Origin of the sequence: Staphylococcus sp. AntiMn-1, from assembly GCF_001663395.1 — a bacterium.
Taxonomy (GTDB): Bacteria; Bacillota; Bacilli; order Staphylococcales; family Staphylococcaceae; genus Staphylococcus; species Staphylococcus equorum.
Genome location: NZ_CP012968.1, coordinates 1,733,040 through 1,754,400 on the forward strand (window position 1 = coordinate 1,733,040; position 21,361 = coordinate 1,754,400).

Annotated in this window: 20 protein-coding genes and 1 other annotated feature (1 of these 21 running past the window's edge); of the genes, 3 read left to right on the top strand and 17 right to left on the bottom strand. The window is 34.1% G+C overall.

Going from position 1 to position 21,361, the window contains the following annotated elements:
- The 3 genes from AOB58_RS08545 to AOB58_RS08555 are packed head-to-tail and all read right to left on the bottom strand — an operon-like array spanning position 1 to position 1,689.
- On the bottom strand, positions 1-897 hold the full coding sequence (locus AOB58_RS08545; protein WP_064783282.1) for an ABC transporter ATP-binding protein: 897 nt from the start codon (positions 895-897) through the stop codon (positions 1-3).
- A 21-nt stretch (positions 898-918) separates the two neighbouring features.
- Positions 919-1,251 (bottom strand): general stress protein, encoded by a 333-nt coding sequence (locus AOB58_RS08550; RefSeq protein WP_064783283.1) that lies wholly within the window; start codon positions 1,249-1,251, stop codon positions 919-921.
- Positions 1,252-1,290: 39 nt separating this feature from the next.
- The gene (locus AOB58_RS08555) at positions 1,291-1,689 is read right to left on the bottom strand and encodes a hypothetical protein (RefSeq protein WP_002506132.1); all 399 of its coding nucleotides are present in this window, start codon (positions 1,687-1,689) and stop codon (positions 1,291-1,293) included.
- A 247-nt stretch (positions 1,690-1,936) separates the two neighbouring features.
- On the opposite strand from AOB58_RS08555, the gene AOB58_RS08560 reads away from it, so the two are divergent.
- Positions 1,937-2,722, top strand: coding sequence for a VLRF1 family aeRF1-type release factor (locus AOB58_RS08560; RefSeq protein WP_002506133.1), 786 nt, complete (start codon positions 1,937-1,939; stop codon positions 2,720-2,722).
- A 318-nt stretch (positions 2,723-3,040) separates the two neighbouring features.
- On the opposite strand, the gene AOB58_RS08565 is transcribed toward AOB58_RS08560, so the two are convergent.
- A complete protein-coding gene (locus AOB58_RS08565) occupies positions 3,041-3,568 on the bottom strand; it encodes a phosphatase PAP2 family protein (protein WP_231111864.1) in 528 nt (175 codons plus the stop codon).
- Between the two features lie 51 nt (positions 3,569-3,619).
- Positions 3,620-4,801 carry an FtsW/RodA/SpoVE family cell cycle protein gene (locus AOB58_RS08570; protein WP_002506135.1) on the bottom strand — a complete coding sequence of 394 codons (1,182 nt, stop codon included), beginning with the start codon at positions 4,799-4,801 and terminating at the stop codon, positions 3,620-3,622.
- A gap of 253 nt (positions 4,802-5,054) precedes the next feature.
- Between AOB58_RS08570 and AOB58_RS08575 the strand changes: the two genes are divergently transcribed.
- Positions 5,055-5,657, top strand: coding sequence for a class I SAM-dependent methyltransferase (locus AOB58_RS08575; RefSeq protein ID WP_002506136.1), 603 nt, complete (start codon positions 5,055-5,057; stop codon positions 5,655-5,657).
- A gap of 53 nt (positions 5,658-5,710) precedes the next feature.
- Here AOB58_RS08575 and add read toward each other — a convergent pair whose 3' ends face one another.
- The 11 genes from add to AOB58_RS08635 form a co-directional block, all read right to left on the bottom strand.
- The gene (add, locus tag AOB58_RS08580) at positions 5,711-6,685 is read right to left on the bottom strand and encodes an adenosine deaminase (protein ID WP_002506137.1); all 975 of its coding nucleotides are present in this window, start codon (positions 6,683-6,685) and stop codon (positions 5,711-5,713) included.
- 454 nt (positions 6,686-7,139) lie between these two features.
- Entirely contained in the window at positions 7,140-7,739 is a 600-nt protein-coding gene (gene cysC, locus AOB58_RS08590; protein WP_002506138.1) for an adenylyl-sulfate kinase, read from the bottom strand.
- An 18-nt stretch (positions 7,740-7,757) separates the two neighbouring features.
- Positions 7,758-8,936 carry a sulfate adenylyltransferase gene (gene sat / locus AOB58_RS08595; protein ID WP_021339278.1) on the bottom strand — a complete coding sequence of 393 codons (1,179 nt, stop codon included), beginning with the start codon at positions 8,934-8,936 and terminating at the stop codon, positions 7,758-7,760.
- Positions 8,937-8,958: 22 nt separating this feature from the next.
- A complete protein-coding gene (locus AOB58_RS08600) occupies positions 8,959-9,864 on the bottom strand; it encodes a sulfite exporter TauE/SafE family protein (RefSeq protein ID WP_002506140.1) in 906 nt (301 codons plus the stop codon).
- Between the two features lie 25 nt (positions 9,865-9,889).
- Positions 9,890-10,501 carry an NAD(P)-binding protein gene (locus AOB58_RS08605; RefSeq protein ID WP_064783284.1) on the bottom strand — a complete coding sequence of 204 codons (612 nt, stop codon included), beginning with the start codon at positions 10,499-10,501 and terminating at the stop codon, positions 9,890-9,892.
- A gap of 36 nt (positions 10,502-10,537) precedes the next feature.
- Entirely contained in the window at positions 10,538-11,278 is a 741-nt protein-coding gene (locus AOB58_RS08610) for a sirohydrochlorin chelatase (protein WP_002511921.1), read from the bottom strand.
- 14 nt (positions 11,279-11,292) lie between these two features.
- Positions 11,293-12,066, bottom strand: a complete 774-nt coding sequence (cobA, locus tag AOB58_RS08615; RefSeq protein WP_064783285.1) for a uroporphyrinogen-III C-methyltransferase — start codon at positions 12,064-12,066, stop codon at positions 11,293-11,295.
- Between the two features lie 23 nt (positions 12,067-12,089).
- A complete protein-coding gene (locus AOB58_RS08620) occupies positions 12,090-13,799 on the bottom strand; it encodes an NADPH-dependent assimilatory sulfite reductase hemoprotein subunit (protein ID WP_002511919.1) in 1,710 nt (569 codons plus the stop codon).
- Between the two features lie 20 nt (positions 13,800-13,819).
- The gene (locus tag AOB58_RS08625; RefSeq protein ID WP_226957289.1) at positions 13,820-15,676 is read right to left on the bottom strand and encodes an assimilatory sulfite reductase (NADPH) flavoprotein subunit; all 1,857 of its coding nucleotides are present in this window, start codon (positions 15,674-15,676) and stop codon (positions 13,820-13,822) included.
- A gap of 162 nt (positions 15,677-15,838) precedes the next feature.
- A complete protein-coding gene (locus AOB58_RS08630; RefSeq protein ID WP_064783286.1) occupies positions 15,839-16,567 on the bottom strand; it encodes a phosphoadenylyl-sulfate reductase in 729 nt (242 codons plus the stop codon).
- 420 nt (positions 16,568-16,987) lie between these two features.
- Positions 16,988-18,133 carry a globin domain-containing protein gene (locus AOB58_RS08635; protein WP_064783287.1) on the bottom strand — a complete coding sequence of 382 codons (1,146 nt, stop codon included), beginning with the start codon at positions 18,131-18,133 and terminating at the stop codon, positions 16,988-16,990.
- Positions 18,134-18,425: 292 nt separating this feature from the next.
- Here AOB58_RS08635 and AOB58_RS08640 point away from each other — a divergent pair, with 292 nt between their 5' ends.
- Complete coding sequence (locus AOB58_RS08640; RefSeq protein ID WP_002506148.1) at positions 18,426-20,030, top strand: amidohydrolase; 1,605 nt, start codon at positions 18,426-18,428, stop codon at positions 20,028-20,030.
- A 297-nt stretch (positions 20,031-20,327) separates the two neighbouring features.
- On the opposite strand, the gene AOB58_RS08645 is transcribed toward AOB58_RS08640, so the two are convergent.
- The gene (locus tag AOB58_RS08645) at positions 20,328-21,173 is read right to left on the bottom strand and encodes a ParB/RepB/Spo0J family partition protein (RefSeq protein WP_002506149.1); all 846 of its coding nucleotides are present in this window, start codon (positions 21,171-21,173) and stop codon (positions 20,328-20,330) included.
- A 180-nt stretch (positions 21,174-21,353) separates the two neighbouring features.
- Positions 21,354-21,361: a binding site (T-box leader), on the top strand (it continues 370 nt past the right edge of the window).

Here is a 21,361-nt window from a genome sequence, read left to right on the forward strand (position 1 = left end):
TCATTCACCTACTTCATCTGTGGCTTCATAATATCGTTTAAATATTGCTTCTAGTGTTGGTGGCATAGATTCCAATTTTTTAATTTCGAAGCGACTTAGATATTCAATTACAGCAGAAATTTTATCTGAATCGACTTCAAAATAATATGTGTTGTCTTCTTGCCTCACATTATTCACACCCGTCACTTGTGTTAACGTTCCTAATTGCTGTCCACTTTCAACGGTGAATTGCATACGTGTAAGATGACGCATCTCGTCTAAAGTCCCAGAAGTTATCATTTTCCCTTTACGGATAATACCTACGCGATCGCACAATTTTTCAACTTCACTTAAAATATGACTCGAGAGTAGTACACTTTTGTTATTGTTTTTAATGTCTTTTATGCATTCTTGAAAAACTTCTTCCATTAAAGGGTCAAGGCCAGAAGTAGGTTCATCTAAGATATATAATTTTGCATCAATACTAAACGCAGTAATTAATGCTACTTTCTGACGGTTTCCCGTAGAATAAGCACTACATTTTTTACTAGTATCTAATTCAAAGCGTTTAATTAATTCATTTTTTCTAGTGTGATTTGCTTTAGGATGAAGATTGAGAAAGAAATCAATAATTTCTCCACCGGTTAAATTTGGCCAAAAATTGACATCACCAGGCACAAAAGCGAGATCTTTATGCACAGCGACTGCATCTTTCAGCGCATTTTTGTCAAAAATTTCAATATTACCTTGTGTTGGTTTCAACATACCTAATATTGCTTTAATTGTCGTCGATTTTCCAGCCCCGTTTGGTCCAATAAAACCATAAACTTCACCCTCATTGAGTTCTAAATTCACACCATCTAAAGCGTAAAATTTACCAAAGCGTTTTGTTAAATTATGAATTTTAAGTAGGGTCATACATACCACCCTTTACACGATTTATAACAGCCCTTTAACTCTAAAATCAGTAACGATTAAAATTATCTTGTCTTCTTTCATATCTGCATCACAAGTTTCTGCATCACTAGAAGGCACACCTAATATGCTAAGTTTTTCTTTTAATTCTTCAGCTTTTGAATCAAAATCTTCATCTATATCAACTTCATTATAATCAACTGCTATAACTTTTATTTGTTCAGTAACCTCTGCAGTTCGATTTTTATCATTTGATAGCACGTATATATCTTGGCTACCAATACCTCTATCTTTTAAAGCCTTCACATCCGCTACTAAAGCCGAGTCATTTGTATAAGGTTTCACAACAGGTGCCATACGAATCATCCCTTTCCAATACTTCAACTTATTAAGATACTAATTTTTCGCCTTAATCATTAAACTGTTATATCGATTTTCAGTTATATAAAAATAAGTGTTCTCTAACATTAAATCGAACAATTCATCTCTGACCATGTCATCTGTCATTTTAAATTGCGTTTCAACCTTTTCTTGTTCTTCATCTTCAACAAAAATAACTTGATCTTTTCTTACATCTACGGTCTTACGTTTATAAATGAGTTCGAGATGCGCACGCCCTTGATGTATCGCTTCTAAGTTGTCTATCTTATAGGCACTTTGTACAAACTCTTCAATTCGTCTTTCTCTGTGACGCTTACCTTTTGAAGTTTTAAAATCCTTTGTATACTTTAGCTTAACAAGTAAATAAATGACTAATATGAAAAGTATCGTTACAAGAAATAGTAGCGTAGCCATACATAGTCCCCCTTTTATTCATGTGAATCTTCAATTTAAGTTTACATTTTCCAACATTACAGTTATTTTTCCCTTTGAAAACGCTTTTAAACACTTTTAAAATCTTAAAATTAACTTTTATTGTTTTAAAAGATTACTATTAATAATTTATACTTATTTACTAATACAATCTGACAATATATAAAGTTTAACTTCTATAAAAAAGGCAAAATGTATAGTATGTAAGAATTATGAAGGGTGATATATAATGCTTTTACAAGAAGAAATTAATAACTTGGAACAATTCGATGGTAAGTCACGAAATCAGAAAGTATTCTCAATTTATTTAGATACTAGTCCCGAACAAGGGACAAAGTGGAAGATCGAATTAAAAAATGCCCTAAAAGACTTATCAGACAAAACAAAAAGCAGTGACAATCATGAAGAAAAAAACCAAGCAAAAGACATTATCAATAAAGTAGAAACTGAAATACAGGGCGCTGAACCTAATTTAAAAAGAGGTCTTATTTTGTTTATGACTGCCGACGAGACATTAAAGTTCGAAAAGCACGTAAATATTTCTATAAAAACAGAATTTAAATGGGATACAAAACCTAAATTAGATCAGCTAAAATCATTACAACAAAGCTATCCTTATACGGGTGTTTTAGTTTTACAACAAGACAAAGCACGTGTGATTGAAACTGAAATTGGTACGATTGTAGACGAAGATTATTACACTCTAGATTTAGATACTAATGATTGGAGAGAACATTCTGGACCACAAGGTGATGATTTAACTCAAGGCGGCGCGCAAAGAGATGAATATAAAGAACGTGTGAAAGCTAATCAAGAACGTTGGTTCAAAAGTTTAGTAGCTACTATTGAAAAAAATGCTAAGAAAAAAGGTTGGCACCAACTTTACTTAGCTGGTGAAAAAGAAGAAGTAGAAAAATTAAAAACGATGTTCAATCATAACATTGACCAAGTAACACCAAGTAATATACTAAATTTAAATGCGACAGAAATTATAAACAAAGTAATGGAAGAATAAACTTCAAATCATGCTAGTCACAATATACAAAAAACCTTAATATGTACTAAATTTTAAAATCTGTACTTTGCTTTACCATATAATTTAAAGGGTTTGTTTCCTTATTTTTGTAGGAGACAAGCCTTTTAATTTTTTTGATTCGTTCATAGTTATGAAACTGAATATATTAATATTATTATATCTATTTTTTCAATTCATTTTGATAGTATTTCAATATAAAAATGCCCCCTTCACATTTAGCTTTTTAAGCCTAAATTTGGGGGGCATATCAATAACAATTTATTTTTGTTAAGGTGTTTTTATACATGGATAGTAATGTCACCTATTGTTTTGAGTTGAGGTTGCGTTACCCACTTTCAAAGCTTGGAGCATAATCCCTATAATGAGTATGCTACCTATTGTATCTGTAAAAAAGTGTGCACGTAGATAAATTCTGGAAATGATAATCGAAATGACCAATAATACGCAGATGATAGTTAACCATTTATTATTTTTCAACAATAATATGAGACTCACCAGTAGACAGACACTTAACACGTGCATACTCGGAAAGCTATAGCCATCTATACTAATATCAGGTCTTGGTCGTTGAATAATATATTTAAAAAATGTACCTATCAACAAAACACTGAAACACCAAAATCCATACCACCAAAACTTAAATTGATTATAAATAAATACGAGTATTAAAATCACCAATATCATGAGTAAACAATGCAACGGCTGAAATATATTAGAAATTATTTCAAGATATACAACGACACCGTTAGAGTTAATCGTCCCATGTAACCATTGATAAATAAAATTATCTAATGGATCAGTTAAATCTATATGTATACATATCATGAGTATCAATAAGCACAAACTTATTAAAATCATTTTCAAATAGTCTCTCACTTAGTTTAATTTCCTTTCGTTATTAATTCTTCTAGCTACTGCTAATAGCGTTCCATAGGCGATACTTATGCTCAATATAGATGATCCGCCATAGCTTAATAGCGGCAATGTTACCCCTGTTAAAGGAATGATGCCCGAGACTCCTGCTAAATTAATGAACACTTGCATAAATAAATAACTTACGACACCGACGCAAATTAATTTATAAAATTGATTTGTGGTTTTATTTGCATATATAAGCCCTTTAACTAAAATAAAGCCATAAATCAGTAATATAAATAATACACCCAGTAAACCTAATTCTTCTGAAATAACCGTGAAAATAAAGTCAGTATGCGGTTCTGGTAAGTAACCTAGTTTAGCAATGCCATTACCTAGACCTTTTCCAGTAAATCCACCATTTCCAATTGCTGTTAAAGCACTCGTCAGTTGATACCCATCATCTTTTTCGTATTTAAATGGGTCAAGCATGACTTGAATACGTCTTAATCTGTAAATATTTTTAGCATCAAAAATCAAAGTATAGATACTATAAAATACAATTGGAATCACTGCAATTGCCATGATCTGAATTTTCACCTTATTTTTTAAATCTGAATAAATAAGTATGCAAGCAATAATCGCTACTGTTAATAAAGTACCGCCCAAGTCCCCTTGCATTAAGACAAGTAATAGACTAATACCGATGATGCCTAGTGGTGGGATGAGATGTTTCAACTGATAATCCCTTCGACTCGATACACGTTGATTAATCACATAAGAAAGATAAAAAATTGAGGTTAGCTTTAAAAATTCTGAAGATTGAATACTAAATAAACCTAAATTAATCCAGTTCTTGGAACCGTTTATTTCCTTACCAATTAACACAGTAATCAGTAATAGTAACAATGTACCTAACACCATTATTTTCTGTACATTATGCTCTTTAACAGCATTAATGTTAACAAAACTACCAATAAATATAATAATAACTATACCTAAAATCAAAAAAAGCAATTGTCTTTTCATAAAATAATTACTTTCAATAGGTATGCCACCTGTTAATGCGCCCTTAGATGCAGAAACCATACTAGCACTGTACACCATCATTACTCCTATAATACCGAGTATGATAAAACAGAGAATCATACTAAAATCTAAACCTTCTAAACGCCTACGCGCCATTGTTAAAAATCGCTTCATGACTTCACCTCATTATGACTGATAGACTCCAGTAAAACATATTTTTACTATACCCTCAATCATACTTTAGGCTCACCTAACTAAGATTCGATTATACACATTCTCATATTATTAAATATGCTGCTTTAAATCATATGCATTGTGCTACTTTTCATCTTATGATAAACTCTATTAACGACTTAACATATCTATAATAACTATTATATAAATGAATGATTTTTTTAATAATTTCACTCAACAAAGGAGTTTTAACTTGAATAAAGACCGTTTTGATCAAATTGCCAAAAAGTACGATGGCCCGAGTAGAATACATCTTGCTGATACAATTGCAGCAGAGGTAAACAAGGTATTCGAAAACACTTCGTATCAGTCGTTATTAGATTATGGTGGCGGCACTGGTCTAGTAACATTAAATATAGAGCACCATTTTGACGAAGTCATAATGATGGATGCTGCGTCTCAAATGATCGAGGTGTTTGAAAGCAAAATTTCTGAACTAGGTAAAACACATATTAACGCTTATGTAGGTGACATTCTTTCAGATGAAACACAGATTAATACTAGCTATGATGTAGTTTTCCTTTCCTTAGTATTACTACACAGCGGTGATTACAAAGCGTTATTAACAGCATTACGTGCGAAATTAAATTCTGGTGGTCTGCTCGTTCTTGTTGATTTTAATAAGAATGAAAATGTATACCATCCAAAAGTCTATAATGGCTTTGAACAAACGGATATCCAGCAACTATTTACTGAATTAGGCTTAACGGATGTCCAATCACACACATTTTATGAAGGTCAAAATATATTTATGAATAAAGACGCGAGTTTATTTATTGCAACTGGCCGTTCATAATTTAATATACAAAAAGCGAACTTTCAGCTGTTGAAAGTTCGCTTTTTGTATAATTACATCACTGATTTTAAATTTTCTTTTTCAACATCTGACAAAAAGGCATATTGAACTGCTCTTAAATTGATAAATTCAATCTGTTCAATAGAAATAAGTTGATGTTTCATCAATAACGCATATTCTTCATTTAGTGAGGTTTGAGTGACCGTACGATTATCCGTGTTAATAATAAAAGGAATATCCTGTTCTAACAAGTAAGGTATATTTAATTCTGTTAAATCCTTTATCGCTTTCGTTTGAACATTACTTTTCGGACACATTTCTAACATCACATTGTTTCGCTTTATTTCTTGTAACGCTGCTTCATTTTCATTAATGGCAACACCATGACCCACACGTTTTGCGCCTAATTTAATAGACTCCATAACATTATGCATACATCCACATTCACCGGCGTGTAAAGTGAGATTAAACCCTTTATCTAAACCGTATTGAATTGTGGTACGAATATCTTCTGGTGGAAATGCTGCTTCAGGACCTGCAAAATCAATTCCACGCACCACTTCACTATCTCTCTGCTCAAGATAATCGAAAAGCGCTTCATTCACTGTAGCTTCATGCTGTCTCATTGCACAAACCAATAAATTAATTTTGATATCCATCGTTTCTGTTGCAAGTTGGACACCCGCTTCGACTGCTTCCAATACATCTGCTAACGACAAGTCGTGTTCAGTATGCAATAACGGTGCAAAGCGAATTTCTATATACTTTACATTATCCTTACTTGCCTGTTGTGCAACATCTACGACAGCTCTTTTGAGACTATCTTTTGTCTGTAGCACTTTTAATATTTCATCAAAACACTGCAAATATTCATCTAGGCTTTCACAATTTTCACTTACGAGCAAATAGGATTCTTTTAAAGTTATATTTTGTTCAGCAGCAAGTTGCTTTATTAACGCTATACTTGTTGAGCCATCGAGATGACAATGAAGTTCTATTTTAGATATATCTTGTATGGATTTATGCATGTCTGAAACCTTCCTTACTTCCGATATGTCACTATAATTATATTTTGCTGTAGACACAAAGAAAGATTTTATTAGAAATTAATTCATATACTATAACATGATTATTTTAACATGACCATAAAACTATCCGCATTAAAGACAGATGCTCATCAATTATAAATCGCTTATACACTTTAATTTATTATAGTTTTCCAAAATACCCCAAAATGGTTAATGTTATACCTAAACCTATAAAGCATGTGAATAATATTAGGACAATCACTTTGAACTCTAGCATAAAATAATTTCTATCTTGTCCTTTATTTACTAGGAAAACACCACAAAACACTACTAAGATCAATATAATAAGCAAACTATAAGCAATTATATTTAAGATTTCCAACCATATTCCCCTTTCGTGTTTTGTCTTTTTTTAATACTTTAATCAACACGCCACAATATTTAATTCATCTATCTAAATATATTGATACAGCTTCAAATAGTTAACAATTTTATTTACAGATTGCTCGATACTTTCTTTTTCTGTATCTATGACTATTTCTGGCGTTTCTGGTGTTTCATAAGGCGCACTGATACCAGTAAATCCAGCAATTTCTCCACTTCGAGCTTTCTGATACAATCCCTTAGGATCTCTCGCTTCACATTCCTCGAGACTGCATAATGTATGCACTTCTATAAATTCGTCCGTTTGCAATAAACTGCGTACCGTGTCACGATCCGCTTGATAAGGTGAAATAAATGCAGAAACAGTGATTAACCCTGCATCGACCATTAGCTTTCCTACTTCGCCAATCCGTCTAATATTCTCTGTACGGTCTTCTGGACTAAACCCAAGATTATTGTTAAGTCCATGTCTGACGTTATCTCCATCTAATCTATACGTATGTATCTGACGTTGAAATAATGCTTTTTCTAACGCAACAGACACCGTTGATTTACCAGACCCTGATAATCCAGTAAACCAAATCAATACACTTTTGTGGTCGTTACGGCGTTGTCTTTCTTCTTTTTTAACTTCAGATTCGTGCCATGTAATATGTTGAGATGTGTTCATTCACTTCACTCCTTTAAATTATTTCTCTTGCAAGCCTTTAATCAATACTTCTGCTACTTCTGGTCTTGAAAATGCTTTAGGCAGTGATTCTCCATTTTTAAGCTTTTCGCGGACTTTTGTACCACTCAGATGTAAATGTGACGAAGCATCGTGTGGACATGTCTTCGCTGTTGCCATGTTTTCACAAGTTTTGCAGTAAAAGGCGTGTTCGAATTTCAATATTTGTATTCCTAATTCTGCTTCATATTTAGTAATAAGCTCTTGGGCTTCATACGTACCATAGTAATCACCTACACCAGCATGATCACGTCCAACAATAAAATGAGTACAGCCATAATTTTTTCGCACTGTCGCATGTAATATCGCCTCTCGTGGACCCGCATAGCGCATTGCCGCAGGATAAATGACTAAGCGTGCTTTATTTTCCGGGTAATAATTTTTAAGAATGACTTCATAACTCTCCATGCGTACAGCAGCTGGAATATCGTCAGATTTTGTTTCTCCAACTAATGGATTCAATAATAGACCATCAACAGATTCTAAAGCTGCTTTTTGTATGTACTCGTGTGCTCTATGTACTGGATTTCTTGTTTGGAATCCTACAACTGTCTTCCAATTCAAGTCATTAAATAATTGTCTTGTTTCAGCAGGATCTAAATGATAATCTACAAAATCGTCATGCTTTGGTCGATCTAATAAATAGATTGGTCCAGCAAGATAGACATTCCCTTTTTCATATACTTTCTTCACACCTGGATGGTCAACGTCTGTAGTTCCATATACATGTTGCGCTTCTTTCTCTTTGTCGTACGTATATTTCTCCTCTAATTCAAGTACGCCATATAAATGTTCGTCTTCACCATATAATGCGACACGTGTTCCTATCTCTAGTTGCTTTGCTTTATCTTCAGTTACAGGTAAGGTAATTGGGATACTCCACACTAAGCCATTACTTAAATGTAACTCTTCTACTACATTTTTATAATCTGCTTCATTCATAAATCCTGTTAACGGACTGAACCCACCAATAGCAATAAGCTCTAAATCTGACAAACTCCAAGGATTCAGCGTAATAGCAGATAATGATTTCGACTCGGCCAATAATTCCTTTTTTAGTAAGTCACTCACTTCTCTGTTAATGAGTTTTCCACCATGTGCTTCAATCGTATTTGTAATCGTTTCTGTTGTTAATGTCATGCTTATACACTCCCTTTATGTTTTAATCTAGTTCATTCGTATTTGCTTTATTTTTAGAAATTGAAAATGATAATTTTTTATTTTGATATAAAGCATAAGTAATTAAAATAATCCAAATGACAATAAGCGATACTTTAATTGTTATAGATATTACTGGTGTTGGGTCAAAAACGCTGATTAAAGAACTACTATTAGTAAAGATAATCAAACCACTTACGCAAACCGCTAAGATATTCACCGGTAAAATTTTAACAAGCCAAGCTGCGAAAGGCGCTGCAATTAATCCTCCAATACTCAATGACACCACTAAACCTAAATTAATCTGACTCCAACCTAAAAAGATAATAAAGCTAATTGATGCTGAGAGTGCCACGAAAAATTCACTCGCAGACACCGTGCCAATTGCATATCTTGGCTCTAACTTTTTTTGAGCTAGTAACAATGGTGTGTTGACTGGCCCCCAGCCCCCGCCACCAACTGAATCAAGAAAACCTGCTATTGCGCCTTGTGGAATCATAGCGTAACGACCTATTTTACTTGCATCTTTTTGTATTTTGTTGTCTTTTTTAAATAAAAATTGGTATAAAATATAAAAACCCATAGTTAATAAAAACACAGCAATAAAAGGCTTAATTAAATTACTATGTATATGACTTAAAAATGCCGCTCCAATAAATGCTGTAATTGCGCCTGGAATTGCTAATTTAATCATTGTCGGCTTGTGCACATTTTCAAACTTCCAGTGTGCTGTGCCAGAAGCAGCAGTTGTAGCAACTTCAGCAAAATGAATCGTTGCAGATGCAATTGCTGGCGCTATACCGAAAGTTAATAATATTGAGGAAGAAGATGCACCGAATCCCATACCAAGGGAACCATCTATCAATTGTGCGAGAAATCCTGCAAGTGCGAAGATAAATAACTTATACATGTGTCATACTCCTTCCGAATTGTGTTTAGTTCAGTGAATCAAGCCATTTAACCACATCTCTTTGGTTATCTTTTTCTAAATAACGATCTGCTAAAATTGATTTTAAAAATCTTTGCTTTTCTAATGAAGATAACGAACTACGTTTAACGCGTTGTCTACATTCATATAAGAAATCTACATACATTTCATAACGACTCGTAAACTGTTGTTGAAATTCAGCGAGAATTTGTGCGGTAAGCGCTGGGCTTGCACCGTTTGTAGAAATACTTAATGTCAACTTGCCACGCCGTAATATACTTGGAAATACCACATCACCTGAGGTCGCTGCTCCAGCCATATTTATCATTGCGTGACTTGGTTTATGTTGCAATACACATTGATTTGTAGATGCGCTATTTGTCGCTACAACAATGAAATCTGCTTGTTGGATATCGTTAATTTCAAATAATTTTTCACTCCATTTGATTGCTGAGCGCTGTACCATATCTTTCAAATTTTCAGTAATAGTGGGGCTAATCACATGAATGTCTTTGGCATAATCGACTAAAGTATCCACTCTTCGTTCTGCAACATTACCGCCGCCAATTACAAAGACTTTCTTGTTTGAAATATCAATCATGAGCGGAATCAATGGCATTATGTCACTCCTTACTATCTTGAGTAATTAAGACTGTTACTGGTTTACAGTTTCAAATGTTTCTTCTACACGTTCTTTCAATGCAATTTGTAAATGACTATGGTTGCCAAGTCGGTCACACAGTACAATGCCATGCTCTCCGTGATATTCATCTATAGTTGTTGCTATATGACGTTCTAAAATACCTGTAAACCACAAATATGGAACTACAAATATTTGTGAATGCGCTTTATTGACTGCATCTTGAAGTGCTTCTTCAAATGAAGGCCCACACGCAGCTAAATAACACACTTCGATGTCTAAATTAATATTTATATCTTGTAACTGCGCTTTGATCGTTGAGAGATCTTTTTGTGTTTGAGGGTTATAACTCCCCCTACCTACGATCAATACTTTCGCATCTATATTAGGTGTCATCTGTGTTTCTTCAATTCTTTGATGTAGTATTTCAGTTAAGCGTTGTTGTACTCCTAATGGTTTTCCATAAAAAACTTTGACATGTGGGTACATTTGCTGATTTCGTTGAATTTCTTTTGGTATATCTTTGAAATAATGTCCTGCACTTAGTAAAAGTACGGGTATCACAGAAATTTCAGTTGCTCCTTTATTGACTAATCGCTGAAAGCCTTGTGACAAGTTAGGCTGTGTTAGTTCTAAAAAGCATGTTTCTTGTAACGGCACATCGATTTGATTTTTAACTAATTCAATAAAGTTCACAGCTTCTTTAACAGCTTCATCTACTCTACTACCGTGGCTGACATATAAGACGCCTCGCATACTAAGCCCTCCCTCTATTGATATGTTAAATTCGCAAGTGACGCTTGTGATTGCCCCGCTTCAAACCAACTGATATGTTCTCTTAATTTGACCACTTCACCTACGACTATCATTGCTGGGTTTTCAATATCTTTGGCAACTTCAACAATGTTCATCAAGTTACCAACCACTGTCTTTTGATTCTCTGATGTACCAAGCTGAACTAAAGCGACCGGTGTATCAATGGGACGTCCGTGTTTAATCAATAGTTCACTAATTTCTGGTAATTTTTTGACACCCATATAAATACACAGTGTTTCTGGACCGAGCGCAAGATGTTTCCAATACGAATCTTTATCTATATTCTTATTAATCACACCTGTAACAAAGGCAACAGATGAGCTATAATCTCTATGTGTAACAGGGATACCTGCATATGCAGGTGCTGCGATACCTGATGTAATACCTGGCACAATTTCAAATGGAATTTGATGTTCCGATAAAATTTCTGCTTCTTCTCCACCTCTTCCAAAAATAAAAGGATCTCCACCTTTTAATCTTGTAATGCTTTGACCTTTTTTCGCAAAATTCACTAACAATTTATTCGTATCTTCTTGTGGTAAAGAATGACGATGAGGATCTTTGCCACAATACATAAACTTCGCTTTCGGCGATGCATGACTTAATAACTGTTTGTTTACTAGTCGATCATATAAAATGATGTCTGCTTGTTGAATCGCTTTTAATCCCTTTACAGTGATTAAATCAGGATCTCCTGGACCCGCGCCTACTAAAAATACTTTGCCCATCTTGCCACCACCTTCTCAATTTATTAGCTATGGAATACTTGACCATCTGTAACTTCGTCTACGATACCTGCACGTATGACGAAATCACCAAAATGTTCACCCTCGGTTCTTTCTTTCGCATATTGTATTAATATTGGTCTTAAGCTTTCTAAAATCTCAGCTTCTGCTATATTTTCTTTAAAAAGCTTATTTAATCGATCACCTGTAAAGCCGCCACCCAAGTACATGTTATATTTTCCTGGCCCCTTACCTATAAATGCAATTTCTGCTAATGCAGGTCTGGCACATCCGTTAGGGCAACCTGTCATTCGAATCGTAATTTCTTCGTCGTTTAAGCCTGCTTCGTCTAATAATTCTTCGATTTTTCCAATAAGTGATGGTAAATAACGTTCGGATTCAGCCATCGCTAAACCACAAGTCGGAAAAGCAACACATGCCATAGAATTTCGTCTTAATCCTGTATAATGTTCGCCATCTGTCAGACTATATTCTGAGATGATTTTTTCTATCTTTGGCTTTTCACTATCAGAAACATGTGCAATAACTAAATTTTGGTTAGGAGTTAGTCTAAAATCACCTTTATGAATTTGAGCAATTTCCCTTAACGCTGTTTTTAATTTATAGTCATCCGTATCTTTGACCCGACCATTTTGTATAAATAGCGTGAAGTGCCATTTACCGCTGCCTTCTGTCCAACCATAGCGATCTCCATTATGGTCAAAATGATATGGTCGCTCACTTTCTAATTGCCATCCAAGACGTGCGTTTAATTCATTTTTAACCCACTCTACGCCTTTGCGATCTACTGTATATTTAAAACGTGCGTTCGTACGGTCTTCACGATTACCATGGTCTCGTTGAATCGTTAATATTTTTTCACAAACGTCCACAACTTCTGCTTTAGGAAAATAGCCAATCAGCCGACCTACTTGAGGATAGGTAGCTGTATTGCCATGTTTCATTCCCATGCCACCACCAATCGTTACATTGAAACCGACGAGTTCGTCTTGTTCTATAATGGCAATCAAACCAACATCTTGTGAATAAACATCGATATCATTTGAAGGTGGTACTGCAATACCAATCTTGAATTTACGTGGAAGATACGTTTTACCGTACAATGGCTCAGGTTCTGCATCACTCGTATCTAATACTTTCTCACCATCTAACCAAATTTCATGATAGGCTTGCGTCTTCGGTGACAAGTGTCGACTAATGTCATTCGCAATTTGATTAATTTCTCCATGTACATGAGACTGATAAGGATTTGGATTACACATCACATTACGATTGACATCACCACAAGCTGCTAAAGAATCTAGTAATGCCTGATTTATACTTTGCATAGAACTTTTTAAATTTTTCTTTAAAATGCCATGAAATTGAAATGCTTGTCTTGTCGTAAGTTTGATTGTTCCATTGGCATAAGTATTCGCAATATCATCCATCGCAATCCACTGTTCAGCAGTTGAAGCACCACCTGGCGCGCGTACTCTAATCATGAAACTGTATGCCGGTTCTAATTTTTGCTTGCGACGTTCATCTCTAATATCTCGGTCGTCTTGCATATAACTGCCATGAAACTTTAAAAGTTTTGTATCATCTTCTGTAATCGAGCCAGTAATTCTATCTGCTAAACCTTCAACAATCGTGCCACGGAGATAATTACTCTGCTCTTTGATACGTTCTAATTCATCTAGTTTGTCAGAAAAGCTTACATTCGTTTCAGCCATACATCATCCCTACCTCTCTTTTAATAAACATCTCTTTGATAACGTTTTTCTTTTTTCATTTGTGTAAGATACGCTTCAGCATCCGTTTCAGACATGCCGCCTTCTTGTTCTAATACGTAGCGAATCGTTTCATGGACATCTTTAGCCATTTGTTTTTCATCACCACATATATATAATGCAGCGCCATTCATTATCCATTCGTAAAATGTTGCACTTTGTTCAGCAATACGATGTTGCACATAAATTTTTTCTTCTGAATCGCGTGAAAACGCTACATCTAATTTGCTTAATACATCATCTTTTAACCAAGTTTGCCATTCTGTTTGATATAAAAAATCTGTAGTAAAGTACTGTTCTCCGAAAAACAGCCATGTATTACCAGTTAATCCTAGTTCCTCTCTCTCTTGAAGATATGATCTAAACGGTGCAACTCCAGTACCTGGGCCAATCATTATAACGGGCGTTTCTTCGCTAAATGGAAATTTAAAATTAGGATTCTTCTTCAAATAAATCGGTATACTATCTCCTGGCTGTAAGCGTTCGGCTAATTGTACGGAACAAACACCATCACGTTGACGTTCGTGAGCCTCATATCTTACTGCACCGACTGTAATATGCACTTCATCTGGATTTGCTTGAAAACTACTTGCAATAGAATATTCTCGTGGTGGTAACTTTCTTAACAATTGATGTAATGACTGTGAATCAAATTGATTCGGCGGAAAATCTCTTAATAAATCGATTAAGTCCCGACCTTCTATGTAACTCTGTATCCATAACGCATCCTCTACTTGCTCGGTTAATGTCGTATTTTCAAATAATGTAGAGGCTTTTAGCACTAAATTCTTTGTTAATTTAGTAATTTCGAAATGGTCTCGTAATGCTTCCTCAAGTGTTAGCTTGTCACCATTGGAATTAATAGGAATTTCGTCTTGCGCATGCCAACCTAAAGTCTCAATAAGTAATGCCACGAGATTAGGATTGTTTTGTGGCACTACGACTAAGCAATCACCTGGCTCATATGCTTCACCATAGTCATCTAGTAAAAACTCAATATGCCTTACTTCTTTGTTAGATCCTCGACCGTTCAAATTAATGTTCTCCAAGACTTCTGCTTCATATGGATTTGACTTGGAATAGCGCTTTTCTTTTGTATCCTGTGCTGTTTCTGCTAGTATTACTGTTTCTTTATGACTGGATGATTGGTTGAGTTGTTGAATATTTTCATTCATCCAGATTTCTGCTTGCTCATCAAAATCTAAATCACAATCATGTCTTGCTACTAAACGTTCGCCGCCTAATTCTGACAATCTAGCATCAAAGTCTTTACCTGTTTGGCAAAAGAACTCATATGATTCATCTCCAAGGGCAAGTACTGAATAACGTACACCTTCTAATTTAGGGGCTTTTCTACCATGTAAAAATTCATGAAATGTAAGTGCATTATCTGGTGGATCACCTTCACCATGCGTAGCTGAAATCACAAATAAATCTTCTACTTTTTTCAAGTCTTTAGGTTTAAATTCGTCCATTGCAGTCAATTTCACAGTGTAGTTATGTTCTACTAATCGATCTGCAAAAATTTCTGCCAAACTTTGCGCGTTACCAGTTTCTGAGCCATAAAGCACTGTAATATTTCTATCAATATTGTCTTCTGACTCACTATTTAATACATATTCTGCTACTTGCTGTGGTGCTTCAGCATCACTGACTAAAGTGTTTTGATATGCTGAAAGATAACCACTCAACCAAACTTTTTGTTCTGTGGTTAAAATGCTAACGACCTGATTGAGTTGGTCTGCTTGATGCTCATTAAATGGACTATTTGATACAGATAAATTCACCGCAAGTTCACCTCTTTTTGTTTTGTATACCATTTGTAAAAATGTTGATTAATCTTTCTAATGCTATTGTATTTCTTAAAGACAATTCTATAAATTAAACATAATATAGTTGTTATATAAATAATGGTTTAATTCTATACATATCCGATGTGCATACTAAGGATTAATAGTAAAAAAAAAGAATCTTAATCTAAATCATGGTTTTTCAGTCGTATGAAGACCACATTCTGTCTTGTTAGAATTACTCCATCTACCTTCCCTTGAGTCTCCAGAAGTTGAAACTGCTGATGTACAAGGTATGCAGCCAATACTCGGAAAATTAAAATCATGTAGTTCATTATAATGTAAATCATGTTTTTTAATATAATGCCATACATCATCCCACGTCCAATGAATAAGTGGGCACACTTTTACTGATTTAAATCTTTCATCTTTGTTTACATAATTTGTAAATTGACGACTTGGTGATTGCTCTCTACGCAATCCTGAAACCCAAGCTGTAGCACCTGATAACACTTCTTCCAGTGGCTTAATTTTACGTATGTAACAACATTGATTAGGATCATTCTTCCAAAGTGCTGAATTGAACTGGTCAGCCTGTTCATCTAGAGTTAATTCTGGTTTTTTAAGCTTGATATTTAGTTCTGGATAACGTGTTTTCACTCTATCGATTAAATCATAGGTTTGTTGAAAATGAAGATCTGTATCTAAAAATACGATTTCAGCATTTTTTCTAACACTATGAATCAAATCAATCAAAACCATACCTTCTGCACCAAAGCTACATGCATAAACAATTGAATCACCATACATTTCATACGCCCATGCGATAACCTGACGTGCACCTTTAGTTTCATCTGAAATATCTAAGTCATTAAAAGCGTCGATTTTAAAGTGCTCATATGTTATTTTTTCCTCTGACATTAATGGGTTCATCCCTTTTCTTTAATGTTCTGTTTTTAAAATTCATATTATTTTTAGTCTTTAGAATTATTCGAAAATAATTATGATACATACTTTACTCATTGTAATTTTTTATGTCAAGCGTACTTTTAAACTATGGTTTCTATTAAAAACAGTATAATTCCGTTAAATGTAAGCGCTTAACATAGCGTATTCAAAATGTTTTCGATAATTATTTTTAAATAATAATTATAATAATGTAATTTTCATTAACAACGTTGTAAAACACGTTACATCAACATTTATTATTTTTTATAAATATTTTTCTTATTTTAATTATTGTAAGCTCATATTTTATTCTTTAATCAAATGACAAAAGCGCCAATAACAACTAAATGTCATTGGCGCTAGTTCATGAATAAATTCAATTTTATCTAATAATTATGCTGAAAAACTAAGTCTTGGAATAAATGTTTCAAAGTGAATGTTATCCATTGGTATACCGATTGTTTGTAATTCAGAAATCATTGCTTTTAAGAATGAATCACCACCACAAATATAAACTTCTGTTTCATTATCTACATATTGTTGTAGTTGTGCTACTTCAATAAAGCCGTCTTCATCACGGAAATGTGTGTCAAAACGTGCAAGTGAAGACTTGTCAGAAATATCGTTTAATTTGTTTTCAAAAGCGACATTTTGCGCATTAGACGTTGATTGTAAGAATGTTGATTCTAAACCTGAACTAACCGCTTCTTTATACATAGAAACAAGTGGTGTAACACCCACACCTGAACCTAAGAATAATTGTTTATTTTCTTTATTCGCTAGAGTAAAACCGCCTACTGGCGCAGATAAGCTCAACGTATCTCCAACTGACACTTCATCGTGTAGTATTGTTGATACTTCACCTTCATGCGCTTCAGTAACATCTTTTCTAACTCCAAATGTTAAGAAGTCTTTACCACCATCAACAATAGAATAATGTCTCTTAGCTTGGTAAGGTAGTTTGTCACTCGTAATATCTACAGTAATATATTGACCAGGAACAAATTGACTTAAATCAATATCATCTGATTTAATTGTAAATGCTTTAATAATCTCAGTTTCTTCAGTGATTTCAGTAACTTCAAATGGTTTGAAGCCATCCCAAGCCATATTGCTATAAACTTCTTTTTCTAAGCCGATAAACGCATCAGCAATTTCTCCATAAGCTTTAATCCATGTTTGGATAATTGGATCTTCATCTTCAAGACCAGTCACTTCTTCAATCGCCCATATTAAATTTTCACCAACAATTGGATAATGTTCGGGTTTAACTTGTAATGCACAGTGTTTATATACAACAGGCATAATTGCTGGAACAATTGGTGATAAATCTTTGATATTTTCTGCTGCTGCTAATACAGCCATTGCGAGTGCTGAAGATTGTAATCCTCTTTTTTGGTTAGTTTGATTAAATACATTTTTTAATTCTGGATGTTGTTCAAAGAGTCTCTTATAAAAAATTGATGTAATCGTTTGTCCTTTATCTTTTAGTAATGGCACTGTTTCTTTAATTGTTTGTATCTCTTCTTGAGTTAACATATTGGCCCTCCTAATTTATTCTATATACCCATTATTATACGAACTTCATTTACTTACAATGAATTCAAACTTATTTCACACAACATTCATATTCTAGATACATAAATTTGTAACTATTTTCCGTTTTTTTAAAATAAACAAATGTACATAACATGAATTTGAAATTTATACTACTTAAAAACTTATATTTTAAACTAATAAATTAATCTTTAATATATGTTATCAATTGAAATTACTTTTTTTCAAGATTAGTATGTGTAATGGATACAAAAGACACGTAGGAGGCTTTACTTTGAAAATTTCAAAAATAGTAAATGCAATGATTTTGGATATGGAAGATAACGAACCATTTTTAGGCACACTCATATTAAATGGCGGTGTCATCTCTGACATTGTGCCACAAGAAGATATTGTAGAGGATGACAGTGCACTAGACTTGGAACAACAATGGATTACACCTGGATTTATAGATACGCACAGTCACCCAACAGGCTATGGATCGACAAAATTAATGGTGAACTGTGCTGCTTCTGACATTTTAAACATTACGGACTTAATTAATAAATTTAATGACAATAAGGATAGCTTAACTAATAACGGATGGTTGATAGGTTACGGTTATAATGAAAAAGCTTTAGCCGAACAACGCCATCCTAATCGCTTTGATTTAGACCAAATTTCTCAAGATACTGCGATTGCGATTATGCATTACTCAGGTCATATGGCTACTGTAAATACAAAAGCACTGCAAATTATGGGGATTGAACTAACAGACGATAACCCAGAAGGTGGTTATTACGAACGAGATTCTGAGGGTTATGTCAACGGCGTGCTTATTGAATTGCCAGCGATTGTTAAATTAAGAGCAGCACTACCTAAAGCTACAGCAGATAGTTTCGCTTATAGTATGAATTTAGCAATTGATGATTATGTGAAAAACGGTATAACGAATACTTCTGATTTACTCATCGGTGGTAATGGTTACACGGATTATAAAGGTATATTAACATTCTTAAACGCACCTCAACGTATCCGTACACGCTGGGTAATTGCGCATGAATTACTAGAAAAACATCCTGAATTTAAAGACGTACATGCCGAAACACTCGATCGCACTTTTCAACAACATAGTAACCGTATGAGTCATTTAGGCGGCGTAAAATTCTTTAATGACGGATCTATTCAATTACAAACTGCTTCTATAAGAGGTACTTACTTAGATGGCGCAACACCACCTGCACCTTTAATGTCACAATCAGTAATGACAGAAAAATTTAAACATTTTCAACAATTAGGCTTTAATATTATTACCCATGCAAATGGTGATTATGCAGCCCAATCTGTAATAGAATCTTATAAAGATACAGCAATGTATAAAACGAACGCTTTACGCAATAGAGTTGAACATTTACAAACTGCAACGCGTTCAGATATTCAAGAAATGGCAGAGCATCATATTGGAGGCTCTTTCTTTATTAATCATGTTTATTATTTTGGTGACTTACACCGTGATGTCTTTTTAGGTAGTGATAAAGCAAACAATTTAGACCCAGTTAGATGGGCAGAAGATGAAAACATGCTGTTTACTTTGCACACTGATGCGCCAGTGACACCAATTTCTCCTTTGGAATCTATCCAGATTGCTGTTGATAGAAAAACTAAAAACGGTGAGATACTAGGTGCCCACCAACGTTTATCTCGTAGCTCTGCATATAAAAAGATGACTGCAGATGCAGCGCGTTTGAATCATACAGAAGACTACGAAGGTACAATTAAAGTTGGTCATGTTGCAGACTTTGTCATACTGAATCGTAATCCACTAGAAGAAGATGTAACACTCGATAACAACTTAATTGAAGCAACGATTTGTGACGGTAAATTAGTCTATAAAAAATAATAGCATCACATGGCTTATGCATATTGTTTGAAAGACTTCTATGAGAATAGTATGCATCTAAAGACTACAGTCTCAAACCATATCTACAGAAAACGTGCACTATAATACGAAACATTGATATAAAAAGGACATGTTGAATTTTGAGTTCAACATGTCCTTTTTAGTGATTTAACATTTATCAATAGTTTGATGAGGCATCTGAAAGAAGCACATGAATCGAAGACTGCAAGCTGAGTCAGTGTCCTAGTCAAGTCAGTCTAAAATTTTAGGGGTTTAAGTCCTCACAAATGAAGTAAGTTATTCATTATTATATTTCTCATTTAATTGATGGATTAGCCTTTTAAATTCAGCTTCTGATTTAAATTCAAAAGTAATGTGTCCTTTTTTATTATGTGTAGAAATAGAAACGCTTGAGCCATATTGTTCTTTAAGTTGTCTTTCTTGTTGTTGAATAAACTTAGGTTTCGTAGCTACTTCTTGTGTTTTTTTCTTTGTACTTTTTTCATTATAATTTTCATTTACGTATTGTTCTAAATAACGAACACTCCAAGACTCCCGAGAGACTTGCTTGGCGATTTGACGCATTTTTTGTGCGTCTTTTACAATTAATAAGGTACGCCCATGAGCACCTGATAATGTACCTTCTCTGATCATATTCGATACGTCTTTAGGTAATTGTAACAAACGTAGCATGTTCGCAATATAAGGTCTGGATTTACTTAAACGCTCTGCAACTTCTTGTTGTGTTAGCTTTAAATCATCCATTAATTGACGATAGCTTTCTGCTTCTTCAATAACATTGAGATCTTCGCGTTGTAAGTTCTCAATAATGGCAAGTTCCATCATATCTTCATCAGTTAATGCTTTAACAATTGCAGGCACTTCTGCTAACCCTGCTATTTTTGCCGCTCGGTAACGTCGTTCACCTACTACAATGTGATAACCTGTAATAGTCTTTCTTAATACGATAGGTTGTAAAATGCCGTGAAGTTTAATCGATTTTGCTAAGTCATTTAAACGTTCTTCATCAAATGTTTTACGTGGTTGATAAGGGTTTGCTTTAATAGTCGTGACTTTAACTTGTTGAATTTGAGCATCTTCTTCTAATTGCAATCTATAATCTTTTGAATTTTCGATTGTCATACACCTACTTTCATCATCAAATATCTCTTTACGTATATAATATATTCACAGTATATCATCACACTCATGACAGTAAATATACATAAAAAATAGTTTGTTTAATCTAAATTTTCAGATAAGTTGTTGACAAAAAGGATTTTGGTGTGTAATCTAAGGTATATCAAATACGAATTGCACATACGAAACAC

Coding starts and splice junctions, on each gene's coding strand:
- AOB58_RS08545 (WP_064783282.1), bottom strand. CDS start 897: ATGACCCTACTTAAAATTCATAATTTAACAAAACGCTTTGGTAAATTT.
- AOB58_RS08550 (WP_064783283.1), bottom strand. CDS start 1,251: ATGGCACCTGTTGTGAAACCTTATACAAATGACTCGGCTTTAGTAGCG.
- AOB58_RS08555 (WP_002506132.1), bottom strand. CDS start 1,689: ATGGCTACGCTACTATTTCTTGTAACGATACTTTTCATATTAGTCATT.
- AOB58_RS08560 (WP_002506133.1), top strand. CDS start 1,937: ATGCTTTTACAAGAAGAAATTAATAACTTGGAACAATTCGATGGTAAG.
- AOB58_RS08565 (WP_231111864.1), bottom strand. CDS start 3,568: ATGATATGTATACATATAGATTTAACTGATCCATTAGATAATTTTATT.
- AOB58_RS08570 (WP_002506135.1), bottom strand. CDS start 4,801: ATGAAGCGATTTTTAACAATGGCGCGTAGGCGTTTAGAAGGTTTAGAT.
- add (WP_002506137.1), bottom strand. CDS start 6,685: ATGCATAAATCCATACAAGATATATCTAAAATAGAACTTCATTGTCAT.
- cysC (WP_002506138.1), bottom strand. CDS start 7,739: ATGAACACATCTCAACATATTACATGGCACGAATCTGAAGTTAAAAAA.
- sat (WP_021339278.1), bottom strand. CDS start 8,936: ATGACATTAACAACAGAAACGATTACAAATACGATTGAAGCACATGGT.
- AOB58_RS08600 (WP_002506140.1), bottom strand. CDS start 9,864: ATGTATAAGTTATTTATCTTCGCACTTGCAGGATTTCTCGCACAATTG.
- AOB58_RS08605 (WP_064783284.1), bottom strand. CDS start 10,501: ATGCCATTGATTCCGCTCATGATTGATATTTCAAACAAGAAAGTCTTT.
- AOB58_RS08610 (WP_002511921.1), bottom strand. CDS start 11,278: ATGCGAGGCGTCTTATATGTCAGCCACGGTAGTAGAGTAGATGAAGCT.
- cobA (WP_064783285.1), bottom strand. CDS start 12,066: ATGGGCAAAGTATTTTTAGTAGGCGCGGGTCCAGGAGATCCTGATTTA.
- AOB58_RS08620 (WP_002511919.1), bottom strand. CDS start 13,799: ATGGCTGAAACGAATGTAAGCTTTTCTGACAAACTAGATGAATTAGAA.
- AOB58_RS08625 (WP_226957289.1), bottom strand. CDS start 15,676: ATGGTATACAAAACAAAAAGAGGTGAACTTGCGGTGAATTTATCTGTA.
- AOB58_RS08630 (WP_064783286.1), bottom strand. CDS start 16,567: ATGTCAGAGGAAAAAATAACATATGAGCACTTTAAAATCGACGCTTTT.
- AOB58_RS08635 (WP_064783287.1), bottom strand. CDS start 18,133: ATGTTAACTCAAGAAGAGATACAAACAATTAAAGAAACAGTGCCATTA.
- AOB58_RS08645 (WP_002506149.1), bottom strand. CDS start 21,173: ATGACAATCGAAAATTCAAAAGATTATAGATTGCAATTAGAAGAAGAT.